This window comes from Enterococcus pallens ATCC BAA-351 (genome assembly GCF_000407485.1).
GTDB classification, from domain to species: domain Bacteria; phylum Bacillota; class Bacilli; order Lactobacillales; family Enterococcaceae; genus Enterococcus_A; species Enterococcus_A pallens.
The window spans coordinates 264,056-283,457 of sequence record NZ_ASWD01000006.1; the positions used below are offsets into that span (position 1 = coordinate 264,056).

Here is a 19,402-nt window from a genome sequence, read left to right on the forward strand (position 1 = left end):
CTTATGTCAGCTGGGTCCTGGTCATTAAAGCCATCAGCTGATTGCGATTTTTACAACCGGTTTTACGATAAATATTGGCAGCATGTTTACGAACCGTATGGATGCTAATGTACATTTGTTGGCTGATTTCTTCGATACTGGCCTCGGAACACAGCCAGCGAACCATCTCTTGTTCTCGCTCGGTTAAATGAAATTTGTCTAATGGCTGCTCAACGGTTTGGTCAGATAAAATAGGCAAACCATGAGGATACAACTGAGTCAGCTTCAGAGTAAAATGCGGCTCTAAAATGGTTAAAACCGCTAAATCCTGTTGCGTAAAATCGCCTCGTTTTCGGGAATTAAATAAATTAAGTGACCCATAAGGAATACTGCCCTGCACGAAATTTATTCCGCAGCTGTAATACAAATCCATCGGCTTTAACCATTGCTTGTACAATGGCGAATGTTCCCGAACTTCTTCAGTAACAATTTGAGAATCGCAGTATACAACAGAATTTTCATGAAGAGAAAACATCCAAGAAACATAATCGCCATAAATAAAAGAATTAAAATATTCATCCAGCTTTTCCTGGCTGATTGTTAAAGATAGTGGATTGAAATAGTGCGTTTGACCTTTTTCAATTCGAGCCATATCAAAAAAGGAGCAGTCTGATACGACTAATTCAGGAAGCTTCTTCAACGTCGTCAAACGTAAGGCATCAATGGAATCTGATTGATTAATGGAATAAATAAAGGTGTTGAGTCTGTGCCACACCTCATTAGGAAGCGATATCATTTTATAACCTCCAAGTGTTTTTCTTGATTATAACACTCTGCGGACACAATATTTGCCTGTTCTTCTGAATGTCACAAAAAAATACGAAGGTCTTGTTTTACTTAATGGCAACACCTTGGTATAGGAAAGGAATGAATGACCTATGGAAGAGAAAAAAGTAAGCTTGGTAAAAAGTATACTATTTACAATTTGTAGTGTTTTAGTATTGGATTCCTTTGTCGCCTCTTCAGCAATTGGGGTTTCTTCAATTACGATTTGGTTGATTACAACGGTGCTTTTCTTTTTACCTTATGGCTTAGTAACAGCTGAGCTGGGGAGCAATTATCCCGGTGATGGTGGGATTTATTTATGGATTAAACGGGCCTTTGGCGATAAGATCGGCGTGCTGAATGGCTGGTTTTATTGGGTGAATGTGGCCTTTTGGATGCCTGCGGTGTTTGTCGCCTTCTCCAGCTGGTTTTCTTATGCCTTCATGCCTGAGGCTAGTCCGATTTTTCTAGCTGGTTTGGCTTTGGTGATGTGCTGGCTGATTGTGTACATCGGAATTCGCGGGGTGGATTTATCAGTAACCGTGACTAACATTGCGGCTATCTTTAAAGTGGCGGTCTTATTGATTTTTGGATTTATGGGAATCGCTTATGCTTTGCAGCATGGATCAGCCAATGATTTCTCTGTAGCTTCGTTCATGCCGACACCGGGAAATACTGTTCGTTACATCTCGGTGATCATCTATAATCTGCTAGGCTTTGAATTAATTGGCTCAATTGGCAATCAAATTGATAATCCCGGCAAAACAATTCCTAAAATGACGGTTGTTGCCGGTGTAATCATTTCGGCTCTCTATATTTTTGGAACCTACGGAGTCTTAGTCGCCATTCCTGCTAATCAAATTGATACCGTTGACGGCTTTTATTATGCCTTACTGGAACTATGCAAGGTCTTCGGCAGTTTCCAAATGCCTGTCTTTTATGTCATTATTTTAGTTGCTATGAGTACCCTCATTTCCAATATGGTTTCCTGGACCTTGGGCGCCAACGAGGTCTTTATTGCAGCCAAATTGGATCAGCGGAATCGCTTCTTGAAGCATCGCAGCGCGAAATACGGCACTCCTGATGGTCTGTATTATTTTATGGGGATTGTGGCTACCTTCCTGATTATTGTCAATTATGCAACGACCGGTGATGCCAACGCTATATTTTGGACGATCTTCTCCTTTAGTGTGATTATCCTAATGATTCCCTATTTGTTTATGTTTCCAGCTGCGATTCTTTTACGCAAAAAAGACGCCACCATGCAGCGGATTTATCAAGTGCCAGGGGGCATGACTGGGTTAGTTGTTTGCTCGGTTTTAGGTGAGGCTTGCTTGATTCTCAGCATCATTTTGATGTTTATTACGGCCGAATCCAGTTTTGTGATTGGAACCTATGTCGTAGGAACGATTATTACACTGTTGTTGGGAATTTGGCTGTATCACTCTAAAGAACAGCTTCCTAAAGAAGAAACACCGCATCTGCCGGATGAAACCCATTAGCTTCCAGAGACGAATTCCCTGATTCGTCTCTTTTACAGTTTATTCCTTCCAGCCTTCCGTGAATAAATAGCTGATCCATTCAGAGGCTTTGCGCCGTGTTTCAAATGCCTTGTAGCCCTTATGACCATAGATGTAATCCAGCTTCCATTGTTGGGGAGCTGTTTCTTTTTCCAGCAGCAACTTCTTTAAAGGCTGGGTTCGTTCGTCCGCCCATACATGCGCCTTATTAGCGATAAAAACTAAATCGGTCAGTGAAAGCATATACGCCTGCGGAAACATGATATCGGTAATATGAGCACTAATCGGCTGTTGATTAGAAAGTCGTTGAAAAAGCTGATGCTTCAGCATATAGTCGGTTCCTTGTTGTATTAATGCTTCCACCTCTTCATCTTGATGATTCGTATATTCTGCGTAAGTAAGCAGTCCCCGCACCGTTTTTCCAATCCCGATATAACAAGGCGTTTTGCGCATACAGCCACCATGCTTACAAATCCCTTTGTGAGGCCAGCTGGTTGTTTGATTCCGTTCAAACACTTGGTATCTTTTAATCCAATTTAAGGCTGCTTGAACTTCTGGTGACTTCGCTTGCCCCAAACGAGTATACGCCTCCAGCAACATCACATTGTAGCATGGAACAATTCCCTCAAGCTTTCCGGTATAAGAAAAACCTTCCTCCGTAGCAATCACCTCTGTTACATAGTTCAACAACTGTTGCGTATAAGGAAGCCGTTCAGCATAAGGTATCTCCGCAAGGCAAAGTAAACGAAAAATAGCAAAAAACGGGTTCTCCATCCAATCCTTTGTCAGTTTTTTGACGATCGACGACGCGCTAAGCAACTGTTCAATTTCTTGAACCGTTAACAACTGCTTTTGGTCATACGCTTTTCGAAGCTGTAAGGCTGTATCCATCTTGATCCCCTCCTCCTTCACTATAAACCAGCAGCATAAAAAAACGAACCTGTTTTTTGCTTTTTTATTCACAGACTTCCTAATCCAGCTTTTATTAAATCATGTTTAAATGACAAAAGTTATCATTAAAAATCTATCATAAACTGTTATACAGCATAGCTATCTGTTATATAAAATTAGCGAAAAACCGACTTTTTTTCACTAATTTCGAAAAAACAGTAGCAAAACAGTACCATTATCTGTTATACTCTCGGTATCAAGAAGCGCTTTCTTTCAATCTCAATAAGGATACCTATTCTGCAATTTTTCCACTCTAATTGATAATTAGAATAATTGTCAATTGTTGTTTAGCAGATTAGTATTCCGCATGGACCCTGACTAATATTTGTAAAAAATAATTAGTCTCACAACCAATAATAAGGAGAATTTCAATGAAAAACAAATTACACTTTGAACAATGGGAAGGTTTCACACCTGGTAAATGGCAAAATGAGGTAAACACATTAGACTTCATTAAACGCAACTACACTGAGTACACTGGCGATGACAGCTTTTTAGAAGAAGCTGCACCAAGCACCAACAAACTATGGGACAAACTACAAGAACTATTTGAAGTACAGCACAAAAATAATGGCGTTTACGACATGGATACAAACATTCCAGCAACTATCACTTCTCATGAACCAGGCTACCTGATCAAAGAAGAAGAAAAAATCGTTGGTTTACAAACAGATGTGCCGTTGAAGCAAGCGTTCATGCCTTTTGGTGGTATCAATATGGCCAACAAAGCGTTGGAATCAAATGGCTATGAGGTGGATGATCAAATGTCATTCATTTTCAGCAAATGGCGTAAAACACATAACCAAGGTGTTTTTGATGCTTACACTGACGAAATGCGTTTAGCTCGTAAAAACAAAATCATCACTGGTTTACCAGATGCTTATGGCCGCGGCCGTATCATTGGTGACTACCGTCGTGTGGCTTTGTATGGGATCGACTTCTTAATGGAACAAAAAATGAAGGATCACAAACTAATCGGCAATAAAACCATGACTAACGACATTATCCAATTGCGTGAAGAAGTGGCTGAACAATACCGTGCTTTGAAAGACATGAAGGACATGGCTGCTTCATACGGCTATGATATTTCAGCACCAGCGGCTAACGCAAAAGAAGCAATCCAATGGTTGTACTTCGGTTACCTGGCAGCAATCAAATCTCAAAACGGAGCAGCAATGTCTATCGGACGTATCTCTGCTTTCTTGGATATCTACATCCAACGCGATTTAGACCGTGGCTTGATTACTGAATTTGAAGCACAAGAATTAATCGACCACTTGATCATGAAACTACGTATGGTGAAATTTGCCCGTACGCCTGAATACAACCAATTGTTCTCTGGTTACCCAATCTGGGCGACTCTGTCAATTGCTGGGATGAACATGGACGGTTCTTCATTAGTAACGAAGAATGACTTCCGTATTTTGCACACTTTGACAAACATGGGTCCTTCACCAGAGCCAAACTTGACTGTCTTGTATTCTTCAAAATTACCTGAAGGCTTCCGTACGTATGCAGCAAAAGTAGCAAAACAAAGCTCTTCTATCCAATTGGAAAACGACGATCTATTGCGTCAATACTGGGGTTCTGATGATGCAGCGATTGCTTGCTGTGTTTCAGCAACTGTTATCGGTAAAGACATGCAATTCTTTGGTGCTCGTGCTAACTTGGCAAAAGCTGTCTTGTACGCAATCAACGGCGGTGTGGACGAGATGACACACATGCAGGTTGGACCAAGAATGCGTCCAATGGATGGCGACACGTTGGATTACGATACTTTCATCCAAAACTACAAAGATATCATGGATTGGTTAGCTGAATTATATGTAAACACACTAAACGTGATTCATTACATGCATGATAAATATGCGTATGAAGCACCACAATTGGCCTTGATGGATACTGACTTGAAACGTACCTTTGCAACTGGTATTGCTGGTATTTCTCACGCTGCTGACTCATTAATGGCAATTAAACACGGAAATGTTAAAGTTATCCGTGATGAAAACGGACTAGCTGTGGACTATGTTCCACAAAATGAGTTCCCAACTTACGGAAACGACAATGATGAAGCCGATGCAGAAGCAAACTGGATCTTAGAATACTTCATGGCTCAAATCAAACGTCAGCACACTTACCGCAACTCAACACCAACCTTGTCATTATTGACAATTACGTCAAATGTTGTTTACGGTAAAAACACTGGGAATACACCAGATGGACGTCGGGCAGGTAAACCATTGGCACCAGGTGCGAACCCAAGTTATCAAGATGGTAAATTCCTAGGTGAGAAAAATGGTCTGTTGGCTTCATTGAACTCAACAGCTAAATTGAACTATGCTTGTGCGCAAGATGGTATTTCTGACACTCAAACCATCAACCCAGGTGCTCTTGGCCGAACAGATGATGAAGAAATGCAAATCGACAACCTGCGCAATGTCCTAGATGGTTACTTTGACCGCGGCGGTTACCACTTGAACGTCAACGTCTTCGGCCGTGAACTGTTGGAAGAAATGGATAAAGACATCGACAATCCTAAATACGCGAACTTCACCATCCGTGTATCAGGTTACGCTGTTAAATTCCGTGACTTAACACCAGAACAACGTCGCGACGTAATCTCAAGAACTGACCACCATTCATTATAAAAAATACCGAGCCCACTGAAAGAGAAATCTCTCAGTGGGCTTTTTGCCAGTCCAACTTTTTGCAGTTTTTTCCAGTGCGAAAGAAATAAAAGACCTCCTGATATTTCCCATTCGTGCTGTTTAGTTGGATGGTAGGCGCACGAGAATCAGATTCATTTTTCGTGCACTTGGAAAAATGAATTCCTTACTGAGAGCTAGCTGCCAGTCCAACTTTTCGCAGTTCTATTTATTCAGAAAACTAATTTTGTAATTAGATTAATAGACAAATAGAAGCGTTTAGTTGGATGGTAAGCGCACGAGAATCAGACTCATTTTTCGCGCACTTGGAAAAATGAATTCCTTACTGAGAGTTAGCTGCCAGTCCAACTTTTCGCAATTCGTTTAGTGTGAAAGAAATAAAAAGCCTCCTGATATTTTCCGCTCGTGCTGTTTAGTTGGATGGTAAGCGTACGTGAATAGAATCCCTTTAATGTGAGCTATCTACCACCCCAAACAAATCCCCCTCGCAATTTCAAAAACACCTCTCCTCTTCCTCGCGGTTTCATGATAAAGTAAAGAGACTGAGAGGAGCCGTGAATTCGTGAATAAAAAGAGCTATCATTTCTACGCTATGGCAAGTATTTTGTGCTGGTCGATTTCCTATGTTTTATCCCGTTTCATTATGGGGGAATTTTCTGCCTACTCGATTTCTTTTCTGCGCTATATTGTGGCTTCGATTGCCTTACTTTTGCTGGCGCCTATCATTAAGCTTAAAAAAATTGAGAAACAAGATATTGGCTGGATTTTCTTAACCGGAGCAGTTGGCTTTTTCATTTATATGATTGCCTTTAATAAAGGCCTGGAGACCGTCAACGCTGCAACTGGCAGTGTCATTATTGCGGCTGTTCCTATGATTTCTTCCATTTTATCCAGTTTTATTTACCAGGAAAAGCTCACCCGACTGCAATGGCTGGCCAGCGCCTTGTCTTTTCTAGGTGTGTTGCTAATTACTCTGCTGCCTGGCGGCTTCACGATTAATTACGGCTTGATTTGGTTTTTTGGAGCGGCTTTTTGCATGAGCTTCTACAATTTGCTTTCTAAACGAATGGTTAAAAAATATGCGGCGATTCAGGTGACGACTTATAGTATCTTTGCGGGAACATTGCTGCTTTCTATCTTTTCGGTGAGTTCCTTTCGCCAAGTTCAGCAGGCTTCCTGGCTGGCAATTTTGTGCATTATTTTGATGGGGGTCTTTTCTAGTGCAGTGGCCTATGTTTGCTGGGCTAAGGCCTTTGAGCGGGCAGAAAATGTAGCGTCGGTGAGTAATTATATGTATTTGACGCCTTTTTTTACCTCGATTTTAGGCTTTCTGCTGATTGACGAGGCTCCTGGCTGGTCCACTGTGATTGGCGGTGTGTTTGTTTTGGGCGGGTTGATTTTATTCAATAGTAAACTGGCAAAACAAGTGAAAATCCATTAAATAAAAAACTTGCAGCAAATTGCTTGCCTTAAAGTTAGGGTTAAGGTTTATGATGGAGATATCATAAAGAAAGAAGGAACCTGCATGTTAAATGAAAGCTTTACTTTATCCAATGGTGTAAGTATCCCTAAAATCGGTTTTGGTACTTGGATGATTGACGATGCCAAGGTAGCTCAACATGTCCGCGATGCGATTAGTGTCGGTTATCGTCACATCGATACTGCTCAAGCCTATGCTAATGAAGTTGGCGTCGGTGAAGGTATCCGGACATCCGGTGTTGATCGCAAGGATATTTTTCTAACAACCAAATTAGCGGCTGAAATCAAAAACTATGAAGAAGCGGTTGCGGCCATTGACGAATCACTGGCGAAACTGGATTTGGATTACATTGATTTGATGATTATTCACAGTCCCAAGCCTTGGGCAGAATTCCAAAACGATGACGATCATTTCTTTGAGGGCAACTTGGAAGCGTGGCGGGCTTTGGAAGAAGCCTACGAAGCTGGCAAGCTGAGGGCAATTGGGGTTTCTAACTTTGAACAAGTCGATTTGGAAAACTTATTAACCAATGCCCAGGTTAAACCAATGGTGAATCAGATTTTGGCCCACATCGGTCATACGCCAGTAGAGGTGATTGAATTTTCGCAGCAAAACAACATGATCGTGGAGGCTTACTCGCCGATTGCTCATGGTGCCATGATGCAAAACGAAGACATCACTTCAATGGCGGACAAATACGGCGTTTCCATTCCGCAATTAGCGATTCGCTATTGCCTGCAATTGGATCTGCTGCCATTGCCTAAAACAGAAAACATCGATCACATGAAAAACAATGCCGATGTCGACTTTGTCATTTCAGCGGAAGACATGACTACCTTGAAAAATATCGGCCGCGTGGATTACGGCGACCATAGTGATATTCCGGTATTCCGTAGGGCAACCGATAAATAGCTACAAAAAGAGCAGCAGCGAATTTTCGATGATTTCGCTGCTGCTCCTTTTTATTTTTTAGCAAACGTCCTCCGCAGATTTCCTTTTAGGTGCTGATAGGTCAAAAACTGCTGGCGACTTCGTTTAATGGCTTTGTATCTTTTCGGCTGTTTCTTATAAAACTCTTGATGATAATTTTCGGCCGGCCAAAAGGTACTGGCCCAGCGAATTTCAACGACAATTGGCTTGCTGTATCTTCCTGAATCAATCACCTGCTGTTTAGAAGCTTCCGCAATTTGCTTTTGCTCTTCGTCCTGAACAAAGATAATCGGACGATACTGAAGGCCATTATCTTGAAATTGCCCCGTATCATTAGTAGGATCAATGATCTGCCAATACAAATCTACCAATTCCTGATAACTGATTTTTCGCGTATCAAAGATAATCTCCACTGCTTCTACGTGTCCGGTATTGCCCACCAGCACTTGATCGTAGCTGGGATTTTCCAAATCGCCGCCAGTATATCCAGATAATACCGAAATAATACCTGGCCGGGTTTCGAAAGGCTCCACCATGCACCAAAAGCACCCGCCAGCAAAAACGGCGCGGCTTTGGTTCTGAGGATCGTCAATTTTATGCTTGCTGCGGTCATAATCCAGCTCTGAATTGTACTCGCCAGTCAGCTTTTGGTAAAAGTCCGTCATATCCGGTGTCAAATTATTTCTGCTAGCCAACGGGCGTAAAGCCGCCTCCAGCTTGGCAATGGTCTCCGGATAGCTGCTGTTCTTTTCCAAAGCATCTCTAGCTTCGATCAGCCGTTGACGTTCCCAGTCTCGCGTTTTAGGATTTAAAATAAGGTTGTAAATTTCAGTTATGGTATCTTCTTGAGTGAATTTCATATTAGGATCTCCTTTAACAAAAACGTCATAGTTTTATTGTTGGAAATACACTTGAAATTTACCATAGTTAAGTTAAATACACGAATAAACTGTCCTTTTTTGACCTTAGCTTAAACAATTCTTTTCATAATCGCTAACAACGCTTGAACATCTTCAACCCGGGTGTCCCCTGTTGTTGAATCGATGATTGAACTATACACATGAGGGATGATTTTTTTCACGCCGGCATCCACCGCCAGCTGAACAATCTCTTCAAAATTGTCCAAATCAATGCCGCCAGTCGGCTCCAAATAGAAATCCGCCTCCGCACAAGCTTTGGCTACCGCGATATATTCTTCGCGATGGGCTAAGCCTTTCATTGGAAAATACTTAATCGAGCTGCCCCCCATATCCTGAAGCAAGCGAATGGCCGTTTCAATCGGAACGATTCCCGCTGGTGCCTGAGAACTTAAAGGTCCCGTAGCAATATTGACATAGCCGGCTTTTCCAGTTGGCGAAACTAAGCCATTAACCACTGTATCGGTTTGCCCTAATAACGCCCGCGAAGTTCCCACCCCAGTAAAGACCTGATTCACATGCTGCGGCTGCAGAACAGCTGAGATACGTGAGACCATTTGGCTTTGATTGGGATCACCAGCACCTAGCCCCACGGATAAGGCATTGTTAGTAGCAGACTGATACTGTTTCATGTCTTCAATCGCCGCTTCGTCGGTAGCGTATTTTTTAGACAGTACGCCTAAAACCACGTGCCCTTCAGCTGCTTCGTAACAGTCCTTGGCATTTTCCACTGAATTGGCTAATACATTTAAGCAAATGCGCTCGTTTAAATAATTGGGTGTCAACGACATCTTGGTCTCTCCTTTACGCCATGATTGCTTCTAGGCGCTGAATAATTTTTTCCATCTCTGCTTGATTCACCGAGCGAATATCAAATTCGATAATGCCCACGTTGGCCTGATATTCGCGAGTATAAACGGCCGGATTCTCAGCTTTTAATTCCTCAATCACTTGCCTAGCGGTTTTCTCCCCTTGCACCTTCACACTGCCTCGGTAAATGTCGCGACCGGCACTATCCTGAACAATTGCGGCTGAAAGCCCGGGTATCTGATTCACCGCCGCGACAAAAGGTGCCAAACGCGTCTTCATTGCTTCGCCGCTTTCGCTGCCCTGCTGCAAATAGTCTTCCACTGCTTGGGTGAAGCCGAGGATGTTGTCCTTACCAATCTTCATCGCTCGGCCAATGCCTTTACTCTGCAGCCGCACCCATTCAACCAATCGCTTTTTACCAATCACTAAGCCGGCACTGGGTCCTTCAATTGCCTTGGCACCGGAATAAATGACCAGATCAGCTCCAGCTTTTGCATACTTGAACAAATCCTCTTCAGCAGCAGCATCGACAATTAGCGGCAGCTGGTGCGCTTGGGCAACCTTGGCTGCTTCTTCTACATTTAGCATACTCTTTTGCACAGTATGATGACTTTTAATGTATAAGATGGCCGCCGTTTTTTCGGTAATCACCTGCTCCAAATGCTCCCCTGAACACATATTGGCATAGCCGGCTTCAACAACTTGACCGCCGCCGAGAGCCACCATTACCTCCACTGGTGTGCCATAATCAACATTATGCCCTTTCGGCACCACAATTTCCCGCTGGCTAAAACGCTCGGAATAGGGATGATACGTATGGTACATATCCCCTTGGCCGATGACAGCCGCCACACTTTGAGCAATACCGGCCGAGGCCGAGGACACAATTTGGGTATCCTCTACCTGCAGCAGCTTCGCTAAATACGCACCGGTTTGAATGCTTAGCTCGCTCATCTCGAAAAAGTGTTCTCCACCAAAGCGCTGAGCCGCCAACACGCCTTCAGAAACCTTGGATACGCCTAAAATAGTCATCCGACCAGAGGCATTAATAACTTCCTTTAATCCAAATTTTTGATAACTGATCATGCATTCACCTGTTTTCTATAAAAGTCCGAAGAAGGCCGCCACGATACTAACAGCCACGATCGTACCGATAATGATGCCGTATCGTGGGCCTTTTTTCACCATGAAGAAATAAATCGCAAAAACAGCGGTTAACGGCAGCAGGCCTCGCATAATTTGATCCAAAATTTCCTGCAGCACAATTGTCGCACCACCAGGAACCACGAATTTCATTGGACTTGTGATATTTACATAGCTGGCACTCAAGGCTCCCATCATCATCATTCCCAATACGTTTGCCGCATAAATGACCTGTTTAATTTTGCCGTCCTTCAGCAAGCTCAAGATCGAATTACGACCCAACGTATAGGATTTATTGATTAGGGCCCAACTGATATACATTGTAATCACCGTGTAAATGACGATCGGTCCAATTCCGCCGATCGCATTGCCATTAGACGCCATTGGGATAAAGATCGAGATAATCAGGGGCATTACGGCTGCCCAAATAATTGAATCGCCAATCCCAGCCAGAGGTCCCATCAAGCCTGTTTTAATCGAAGTAATCGACGTATCGGTAATCGCAGCCCCATTGGATTTTTCTTCCTCCATGGCAATCACGATCCCTTGAATCGATGACCCAATTGTTCCTTCGGTATTAAAAAAGTTCAAGTGGCGCTTCAAGGCTTCCCGCTGTTCCTCCTCATTATCGGCATACAGCTTCTTAATGGCTGGAATCATCGAGGCACAAAAGACTAAGCTTTGCAGCCGTTCATAAGAGTTAGACAGCTCACAGCCCAGCTGATAAATCCAAAAGGCCTGAGATAATTCCTTTTTAGTGATTTTCTTTTGCTCCAATTGCTCTTCGTTTTGCTTTGTCATCTGTTCCATTACGCACCCGCCTCCTCTTCTAGCGCTTTGTTTCTAACTAAAAATGCCACACAAACACCAATAACTGCCACTGCCATAACTTCAGCACCAAAATAAACCACTGCCACAAAGCCAATCAGGAAATAAGGAATCAAGGTCTTTTTCCCGATTACCATAATCGTCAAGGCAAAGCCTAAAGCCGGTAAAATGCCGCCCATGACTTCAAAACCGTGCATCAGCCATTCCGGAATGACTTCCAAAATCTGATTAACAATCGATTGACCAAAGTAGTTCGCTGCAAATACGAGAGGAAAACGAATAACAAAGCCAGCCATAGCAGGATATAAAAAGGCGGCACGATAAATTCCAGAATAATTTAAGTCCTCTGCATACTTGTCAGCCATATGCACCCAGGTTGCATTAATCGTTCGACGAATTTGATCCATAAATACACCCAGCACCCCAAATGGTACTGCCAAAGCAATCGCTGCCTCTGCATTCATCCCAACACCTAAAGCAATTGGAATCGCAATCGCTGAAGCCAATGCCGGATCACTAGGAACATTGCCCCCAGGTGTAGACGTTACGCCTAAGTACACCAGCTGAATTCCGGCACCGATAATCATTGCTTCTCCTAGCTTGCCAGTCACCGCTCCTGCAATCAATGCAGCTGAAAGCGGCTGGGAAAGCATCCCGGAAAAGGTATAGCCAAAACGCAAGCGGGCAAACCAATAGTACAACCCCATCACAATTGAAATACCTAAAACGCCCATATTTCTTACACCCCTTTATAATGATTTATATTTTTCGATCAATTTTTGCATAGGTACTGGTGTTTCTTCTGGAATGGCTTGGAAATAGACATCCATCTCTTTGCTTAACAAGCCTTCTAAAATCGCTACATCCTCTTCTGACAGATTAATATTTTTGATCACATTTTTCCGGTTAGGACCACCGCCTAATCCACCAACTTGAATAGCTTCGGTTACGATGCCTTCATCCACTGCTGATTTCAAGGTGGTTAAATCTGGCACTAAGAACAAGACTTTACTATTTTTAGCCGCAGCTTCCTCAGCCCAATAGCTTTTCACTGATTCCATACCTTTAATAATTACTTCGACACCAGGAGGGGCCGCCATTAAATAAATACTTTGTAAAAATTCATCCTGCTCCAGCTCATCACTGACTACTAAAATTTCATTGGCTCCTGATTGCTGCAGCCATTTAGTGACCACCTGACCATGAATTAGTCGACTATCGACTCTAGTTAATACGATTGTTGACATCTTTTTCCACGTCCCTTTATTTTTGAATTTGTGGTAGCTCCAATACCTGACAGCTTTCAACCACCGCTGTCTGAATTTCCTGTGCCAGCTCGCGAGTAAAGCCGCCCTCTTCTTGTTTCATTACGGCTTCCAGCAGCATCGACGCACATAATCCGGAAATAGTAATTACCTGATAATCCTTGGAGATCCGTAAAGCTACATTGCTGGGGGTCCCTCCTTTAATATCAGTTAAAATCAATAAGTTCTTTGACCACTGCAGCTGATCAATTTGTTCCTTCACTCGGGCAATGTAATCCGCTAACGAATCCTCTGCCTGAAGTGGTACCTCATACACATCCTTGATTTCGCCGACAATCATGCGGACACTTTTAATTAATGCCTGCCCCCAACCATTGTGAGTCAAAATCAAGATCGGTTCCTTCTCCATAAGCTCCCTCCTCATTTGTTCTGTTCACTTTTATATAAAGCAAGAGGCGTGCCAAAAAAATAGCCCTTTGAAAAAGGGGCTATTTCATGCTGTTTAGACGTTCACCTCAAACAACAGCTCATAAATATATTTCACTTCCAGTGGTGGAATGATTATATTGTATGACACTTCAATCGGTCGAAAGGCCATTTTGATGACAGATGCCATTTCCGGCAGCTCGTTGTATGACAGTTCATAAGAGGTATGGTCATACTCCGGATGTTGAATCTGGCGTTCAATCAGGCAGGCACAGTGAATGATAAAGCGCAGCAGGCGTTTCTCATCGCTTTTCTTCTTGGTCTGTATACAAATATCCGAATAAATTTTCGACAGCTCAATCGAAATACTTTTCGGATTCAAGATCGTCAATAAGCCGGTAATCGCCTCGACTGATAGTCCTTGAACATATTTAGCCGAGACGCGTTTAAAGACCTCGTTGTTTTTTTCTACGGACAGATCAAAGCCCAGCATTTGAAAAACCAGCTTGATGCCTTGATCCGACAAAAGCTTGTCCAAGGAAATAAAGGGAATATCTGGGATTTCCGTTTGCACCGTTCCGATAATTCCCACCAGCTTCTCATCGTCATGAATAAAGGAGTGGAGACGCTTAATGTCCTCCAGCTCGCGTTTTTCCAGTGTCAGCATCCGCACATTGGTCAGTAATTCCTGCGGGAAGGTATTCAGCAGCAGCCGTTCGATTTTCAACGCCGTGCCCAGTCCAGTCAGGCAGGAAATAATCAGCACCTTCGAATTCTCAAAGTTTCCTTTGCGACAGATTAATGCCTTATGATCCTTTTCCTTTAATACTGGCAATAAATAGTCAAAGTTCGTTGATTCATAAATGACCTCTCGGGCAACCTCTAGCAGCGTCAGCAGATTAATATTGCTGATCAGCAGAACCTCAATTTGGAATTCCTTGCTGATGACGTTGCCGAAATACACCAGCGATCCAATATCTACCATTAAAATCAGCTTGCTGTACTGGTTGTCACGGACAATTTTCCGAACCTTATCCAAGGTTTCCTCCACCGACTGATTGATGGGCATATTCACCGAGTTCATTAAACTAGTGGAAAACAACACATTGGTATATTCCACCATACTGGAAGCCGTCGCACTGCCGTGAGCCACCACCACAATGCCGCATTTTTCGTCCAGCTCATACCTGCGATCGTGAGCCTTTAGTTTGCGGATAAACAGGTCATAAAAAATGATCTCCGTATCCGGCAGCTTCAAGGAAAAGCTCGCTTCAATACTTTGAACAATCTGCTCCGCCAGCTGATAGTTCTCAATTTTTCCCGAAAAAATATTCTTCGTCAGGTCAAAAAAGTCCTCATTAATTTGGGCTGAGTAGAACACGCTGGAATAAATATGCGCCATCAACACATCCTTCAGCTGTTCAGGCAAAAAGCACTGCATCTTGTCTTCAATCAATTGCAGAATATGCTGCACCTGAGCATAAAACTGCTCATCAATTTTCCCCTCCTGCGAAAGCTTCTGGCTAAACAAATCCATGTCATACAGCTGATCGACTTTATTTTGCATCATCGCCACTGCATCCCGCGGCGAAATATTGACCTTCTTTAAATCTGCATACTCCTTCAGCAAAAAGTTGTAGAAGCGGTCATTTTGCTGCTGAGTGCTTTGCAGCAGCTGATCAATATGTGGGTAAAATGTGTCATAACTAATTTTGATTCCCTTACTGGGAACGTATTCATTTAAAACGACAATCTCTTTAGTATCCAAGGAGTTTTCATCAAACAGCTCCATGGGAACATCAATCATCAGCTCATCGGTTTCATAATCAATCGCATCCAGATAGGCTTGAGCACAAATAAACTGGATCTCTGATTTCAATTCGCCGACATTGGCATTGTACTCCGAGAACGCCAAATACTTTAACGTGTTATAGGAAATGTACAAATCCTTTTGAATCCCCTGGCTCTCCTCTAAGAAAAAGGCTAAAATCAGTTGAATTTTCTCCTTGATGGAGCGCTCATTTAAGCTAGGGACATGCAAGGTGACCGGAATTCTCCGTAAAAACGTCTTCAAAAAAGTCTTTTCCAGCTCCTCGGTCGTGGCAAAAATGAACTTGATAGCTACATGCCGCTGCTTCTCGGCCTCTCCCATGCGGGTAAAGTAGCCCTTGTCCAATAAGGTGAACAGCTTTTCCTGGCCTTCATTGGTCAATCGATGCACCTCATCCAAGAAGAAAAAGCCCTGATCCGCCAACTCCACTAAGCCTTGATGATCACTGTCTGCTCCGGTAAAGCTGCCCTTTTTATAACCGAACAAATGAGAAGTCAGCAGCTCCGGATTGTTGAAATATTCCGCACAATTGAAATAAATAAACGGTACCTGTTGTCCTGTTTTTGCTTCAAAAAATTGATGCAAATGCTCCGCCAGCAAGGTCTTGCCGACACCCGATTCGCCAGTCAGCATAATATTTAAGCCTTTTGGGGGATACAACACTGCCGCCTTCAGCTTCTTGATAATGTCACTCAGGCTTCCGTCATAGCCAATCACTTTGGAAAAAGGATTGTTGGCCCGTTCCTGTTTGACTATTTTTTGCCGTTCCAGTCTTTGGGAAATTTCTGCTCTTAATTCCTCCATAGATGCATAAACTTCTTTTTGCGGCGCAAACTTCAGCTGCTTTTCCAGCACCTCCCGAGCAAAAAAGAGAACGGGGCGTGATTTCACCTTAATAACCAGCTGCTGGTTAGCCAATTTAGTTAAATCCTCACTGACAGCGGTTCGAGCATAGCCCGTCGCTGCACAAATATCCTTAACGGTACAACCAGTCAGCTGTTCAGCGGTGACGGGATACTGATGATGAAACTGCACCAAATTTTTGTAGACATTATCAATTCTCATATTCTTTCTCCCCCAACATTCTTAGCTTGTTTTTATCATCTCTGCCAGAGGAATGCAAGACAAATCGCATGGAATCAAAAAAATCCCAGCAGATCTATACCTGCTGGGAACAATGGTTTATCCTTCGTACAAGTCACGAATTGGTGTCATGATGATACGATTTAAATCGTTGATGATTACGCTGAAGGCTTGCTCTTTAGTCATCAACTCGTTGATTGTTTCTTCTTGTTGAACCTTTGTTGCTAATGCTTGTGCTTTTTCTGCATCTTCATCAGAAAAATCTTCACCAGTCATTTGCTTTTCTTGTAATTCTTGTTGGAAAGCTTGGAATTCTTTAAATGCGCTGTAAGCTTCAGGATTTTCCTTTAGCTTCGCAAAAGCTTCCTCTAACGCTTTAAATTCTGGTAATTGGCGGATTTCGCTTTCTAATCCATTGGCAGTGTCATAAATGTTTGTCATTATTTTCCCTCATTTTCTATATTAAAGTTACTTTCATATTATAACATGAATGGAAACGGGTTCAAAGCCTAATTTCCCTGTTCTTGAAACCATTGAATTCCTTTATCCTTTAATTGGTTAATTCCTTCTTTGGCCTTTTCCCCGAACTGCTGCAATCCTTCCTTGGCTTTTTCGCCAAAACCATTTAAGCCTTCCGTTGCCTTCTCACCAATATTTTTTAAGTCTTCCTGCCATTGATTGTCTTCAGTATTTTGACCCACTTGATCGGCTGGTACTACCTGTCCGCCTGTTGCATAAGCATCCGCCACATTAAAGGAAGATTGCTTTGCATAAGGCAAGATTGCTTCTGCTTCGGCTTTAAAGACCATTCCTACTTCATCACCGCTGGTCCCACTTAAGTAATGGGTCTCACTGGTTTTCTCAAAACCTAACCAAGTAGAAATGACAATATTTGGCGTATATCCGATGATCCATTGATCGTTTACTTTTGAGGCATCAAAATTGGTTTCAGTCGTACCGGTTTTACCTGCCATCGTGTAGCCTGCAGGTGCGGCTTGCACTGCTGTCCCGTTAGAGAAAGTCCCCAGCAGCATGCTGGTCATACTGTCTGCTACTTCCTTTGAAATAACTTGTTCATACTTAGGATCGCTATTGTCTTCAATCACGGCACCAGTAGAATCAATGATTTTAGTAATTAAATGGGGTTGATACACTCTTCCTTGGTTGGCAAAGGCACCATAAGCAGCTGCCATTTGCATGGGGGAAGTTCCGTTCTCTAATCCACCAAGAGCCAACCCATAATATTTATCTGATTTTTCTAACGGAATGCCAAATTCCTTCGCTTTGTTGTAGCCCTTATCCAAACCAATTTCATGCAAGGTCCAAACCGCCGGCAAGTTCAAGCTTTGCGCAACTGCTTGATACATTGGCACTTCCCCTTGATAGGTGCCGCTATAGTTTTTCGCGTCGTAATAATCCTGTGGAACATCCTGTAAAATACTGTCTGGTTTGTAACCTGCTTCCAAAGCTGGTGCATAGACACTTAACGGCTTCATAGTCGAACCAGGAGAACGTTTCATTTGAGTCGCAAAATTGTAGCCTCGGAAGACATGCTCCCCGCGACGGCCAACTAATGCTTCTACGCCCCCGGTTGTTGGATCTAGTGCCACTGAAGCAGATTGAGGCATTGCCCCATCAGCTGCGTTAGCTGGGAAATTGTAGCTGTTGGCATAAACAGCTTCCATTTGCTGCTGATAATTTTGATCCAAGGCAGTGTAGATCTTATAGCCTTTGTTCAGCAAATCCTTCTCATTTAGTCCATAACGATCCACCGCTTCATCAATCACCGCATCAAAATAGAACGGATATTTATAGCCAGCATCGCCAGCTGTGTACGTATCATTCAGCAATGAGCCTAAATCCACTTGAGCTTCCTGCTGTTCCTGAGCCGGGTCCAGCTTGCCGTTATCGACCATAACATTCAATACGGTATTGCGGCGGTTGGTCGCATTTTCCAAGTTATCAATCGGGTTGTAAATACTTGGCCCCTTCAGCATACCGGCAATAGTAGCTGCTTCACCAATACTTACTTGACTGGCATCTACACCAAAGTATTTACGAGCAGCATCCTGCACACCCCACACACCATTACCGAAGTAAGCATTGTTTAAATACATCGTTAAAATTTCATCTTTGCTGTATTTCTTTTCAATTTCAATCGCCATGAACAGCTCTTTGGCCTTCCGTTCAAAGGTTTGATCCAAGCTTAAATAAGCATTTTTCGCTAACTGCTGGGTAATGGTACTCCCACCACCGGTGATTCGTCCGCGCGTCAATGAACCAATCGCTGCTCGGGCGATCCCCTTAATATCAAACCCGTGGTGCTCATAAAAGCTGCGGTCCTCAGTAGAAACCACCGCATCCTTAATATATGGAGAGATCTGTTCCCCCTCCACGTACGTACCCTTTTGACCGTATAAGGTACCGGCCTGTTCATTTTTTTGATCATACACTTCGGTAGATTGCTTCAAGCTAGATTGCAGCGTTTCAACATTGACTGATTTTGCTAAAAAGAATAAATAAATGCTGGTAACTAAAATCGCAACCAACGTCAATAGAAGCAATATTTTATTCACATGATATTTTTTCCAAATACGTTTGCGCGCATGGTGGAAGCGAATCAAATACGGCTTGATCCATATCCAAAATGTTTTTAACGCGCTTTTGACTTTTTGCCAAATTTTCTGAAAATCCATTTGTCGATCTCCAATCCTTCAAAATCAGACCTAGTGTAACACAATTTGCGGC

Annotated in this window: 16 protein-coding genes; 4 read left to right on the forward strand and 12 right to left on the reverse strand. The window is 42.9% G+C overall.

Annotated elements, in window-relative coordinates:
* Position 1 precedes the first annotated feature (1 nt).
* Positions 2-775, reverse strand: a complete 774-nt coding sequence (locus I588_RS23045) for a helix-turn-helix transcriptional regulator (protein WP_010756617.1) — start codon at positions 773-775, stop codon at positions 2-4.
* A gap of 142 nt (positions 776-917) precedes the next feature.
* On the opposite strand from I588_RS23045, the gene I588_RS23050 reads away from it, so the two are divergent.
* Entirely contained in the window at positions 918-2,306 is a 1,389-nt protein-coding gene (locus I588_RS23050) for an APC family permease (protein WP_010756616.1), read from the forward strand.
* Between the two features lie 39 nt (positions 2,307-2,345).
* On the opposite strand, the gene I588_RS23055 is transcribed toward I588_RS23050, so the two are convergent.
* On the reverse strand, positions 2,346-3,215 hold the full coding sequence (locus tag I588_RS23055) for a hypothetical protein (protein WP_010756615.1): 870 nt from the start codon (positions 3,213-3,215) through the stop codon (positions 2,346-2,348).
* 431 nt (positions 3,216-3,646) lie between these two features.
* On the opposite strand from I588_RS23055, the gene pflB reads away from it, so the two are divergent.
* The 3 genes from pflB (at position 3,647) to I588_RS23070 (ending at position 8,333) form a co-directional block, all read left to right on the forward strand.
* Complete coding sequence (gene pflB / locus I588_RS23060) at positions 3,647-5,923, forward strand: formate C-acetyltransferase (RefSeq protein ID WP_010756614.1); 2,277 nt, start codon at positions 3,647-3,649, stop codon at positions 5,921-5,923.
* 580 nt (positions 5,924-6,503) lie between these two features.
* Complete coding sequence (locus I588_RS23065; RefSeq protein ID WP_010756613.1) at positions 6,504-7,382, forward strand: DMT family transporter; 879 nt, start codon at positions 6,504-6,506, stop codon at positions 7,380-7,382.
* Between the two features lie 84 nt (positions 7,383-7,466).
* Positions 7,467-8,333, forward strand: a complete 867-nt coding sequence (locus tag I588_RS23070; protein WP_010756612.1) for an aldo/keto reductase — start codon at positions 7,467-7,469, stop codon at positions 8,331-8,333.
* A gap of 50 nt (positions 8,334-8,383) precedes the next feature.
* On the opposite strand, the gene msrA is transcribed toward I588_RS23070, so the two are convergent.
* The 10 genes from msrA to I588_RS23120 form a co-directional block, all read right to left on the reverse strand.
* Positions 8,384-9,211 (reverse strand): peptide-methionine (S)-S-oxide reductase MsrA, encoded by an 828-nt coding sequence (gene msrA / locus I588_RS23075; RefSeq protein ID WP_010756611.1) that lies wholly within the window; start codon positions 9,209-9,211, stop codon positions 8,384-8,386.
* Positions 9,212-9,321: 110 nt separating this feature from the next.
* Positions 9,322-10,059, reverse strand: a complete 738-nt coding sequence (gene dagF / locus I588_RS23080; protein ID WP_010756610.1) for a 2-dehydro-3-deoxy-phosphogluconate aldolase — start codon at positions 10,057-10,059, stop codon at positions 9,322-9,324.
* 13 nt (positions 10,060-10,072) lie between these two features.
* Positions 10,073-11,164, reverse strand: a complete 1,092-nt coding sequence (locus I588_RS23085; protein WP_010756609.1) for a DgaE family pyridoxal phosphate-dependent ammonia lyase — start codon at positions 11,162-11,164, stop codon at positions 10,073-10,075.
* A 15-nt stretch (positions 11,165-11,179) separates the two neighbouring features.
* Positions 11,180-12,031, reverse strand: coding sequence for a PTS system mannose/fructose/sorbose family transporter subunit IID (locus I588_RS23090; protein ID WP_010756608.1), 852 nt, complete (start codon positions 12,029-12,031; stop codon positions 11,180-11,182).
* Positions 12,031-12,783 carry a PTS mannose/fructose/sorbose/N-acetylgalactosamine transporter subunit IIC gene (locus I588_RS23095; RefSeq protein ID WP_010756607.1) on the reverse strand — a complete coding sequence of 251 codons (753 nt, stop codon included), beginning with the start codon at positions 12,781-12,783 and terminating at the stop codon, positions 12,031-12,033. The genes I588_RS23090 and I588_RS23095 overlap by 1 nt, the downstream gene beginning before the upstream one ends.
* Before the next feature lie 15 nt (positions 12,784-12,798).
* Positions 12,799-13,296 carry a PTS sugar transporter subunit IIB gene (locus I588_RS23100; protein ID WP_010756606.1) on the reverse strand — a complete coding sequence of 166 codons (498 nt, stop codon included), beginning with the start codon at positions 13,294-13,296 and terminating at the stop codon, positions 12,799-12,801.
* Between the two features lie 16 nt (positions 13,297-13,312).
* A complete protein-coding gene (locus tag I588_RS23105; RefSeq protein WP_010756605.1) occupies positions 13,313-13,723 on the reverse strand; it encodes a PTS sugar transporter subunit IIA in 411 nt (136 codons plus the stop codon).
* A gap of 93 nt (positions 13,724-13,816) precedes the next feature.
* Positions 13,817-16,636 (reverse strand): sigma 54-interacting transcriptional regulator, encoded by a 2,820-nt coding sequence (locus I588_RS23110; protein WP_010756604.1) that lies wholly within the window; start codon positions 16,634-16,636, stop codon positions 13,817-13,819.
* A gap of 117 nt (positions 16,637-16,753) precedes the next feature.
* The gene (locus I588_RS23115; protein ID WP_010756603.1) at positions 16,754-17,095 is read right to left on the reverse strand and encodes a YlbF/YmcA family competence regulator; all 342 of its coding nucleotides are present in this window, start codon (positions 17,093-17,095) and stop codon (positions 16,754-16,756) included.
* 68 nt (positions 17,096-17,163) lie between these two features.
* Positions 17,164-19,350: a PBP1A family penicillin-binding protein gene (locus tag I588_RS23120; RefSeq protein ID WP_010756602.1), complete on the reverse strand. Its 2,187-nt coding sequence runs from the start codon at positions 19,348-19,350 to the stop codon at positions 17,164-17,166.
* Between the last annotated feature and the right edge of the window lie 52 nt (positions 19,351-19,402).

Excerpts from the sequence above, each read along its gene's own strand:
- I588_RS23045 (WP_010756617.1), bottom strand. The coding sequence starts at position 775 with ATGATATCGCTTCCTAATGAGGTGTGGCACAGACTCAACACCTTTATT.
- I588_RS23050 (WP_010756616.1), top strand. The coding sequence starts at position 918 with ATGGAAGAGAAAAAAGTAAGCTTGGTAAAAAGTATACTATTTACAATT.
- I588_RS23055 (WP_010756615.1), bottom strand. The coding sequence starts at position 3,215 with ATGGATACAGCCTTACAGCTTCGAAAAGCGTATGACCAAAAGCAGTTG.
- pflB (WP_010756614.1), top strand. The coding sequence starts at position 3,647 with ATGAAAAACAAATTACACTTTGAACAATGGGAAGGTTTCACACCTGGT.
- I588_RS23070 (WP_010756612.1), top strand. The coding sequence starts at position 7,467 with ATGTTAAATGAAAGCTTTACTTTATCCAATGGTGTAAGTATCCCTAAA.
- msrA (WP_010756611.1), bottom strand. The coding sequence starts at position 9,211 with ATGAAATTCACTCAAGAAGATACCATAACTGAAATTTACAACCTTATT.
- dagF (WP_010756610.1), bottom strand. The coding sequence starts at position 10,059 with ATGTCGTTGACACCCAATTATTTAAACGAGCGCATTTGCTTAAATGTA.
- I588_RS23085 (WP_010756609.1), bottom strand. The coding sequence starts at position 11,164 with ATGATCAGTTATCAAAAATTTGGATTAAAGGAAGTTATTAATGCCTCT.
- I588_RS23090 (WP_010756608.1), bottom strand. The coding sequence starts at position 12,031 with ATGGAACAGATGACAAAGCAAAACGAAGAGCAATTGGAGCAAAAGAAA.
- I588_RS23095 (WP_010756607.1), bottom strand. The coding sequence starts at position 12,783 with ATGGGCGTTTTAGGTATTTCAATTGTGATGGGGTTGTACTATTGGTTT.
- I588_RS23100 (WP_010756606.1), bottom strand. The coding sequence starts at position 13,296 with ATGTCAACAATCGTATTAACTAGAGTCGATAGTCGACTAATTCATGGT.
- I588_RS23105 (WP_010756605.1), bottom strand. The coding sequence starts at position 13,723 with ATGGAGAAGGAACCGATCTTGATTTTGACTCACAATGGTTGGGGGCAG.
- I588_RS23110 (WP_010756604.1), bottom strand. The coding sequence starts at position 16,636 with ATGAGAATTGATAATGTCTACAAAAATTTGGTGCAGTTTCATCATCAG.
- I588_RS23115 (WP_010756603.1), bottom strand. The coding sequence starts at position 17,095 with ATGACAAACATTTATGACACTGCCAATGGATTAGAAAGCGAAATCCGC.
- I588_RS23120 (WP_010756602.1), bottom strand. The coding sequence starts at position 19,350 with ATGGATTTTCAGAAAATTTGGCAAAAAGTCAAAAGCGCGTTAAAAACA.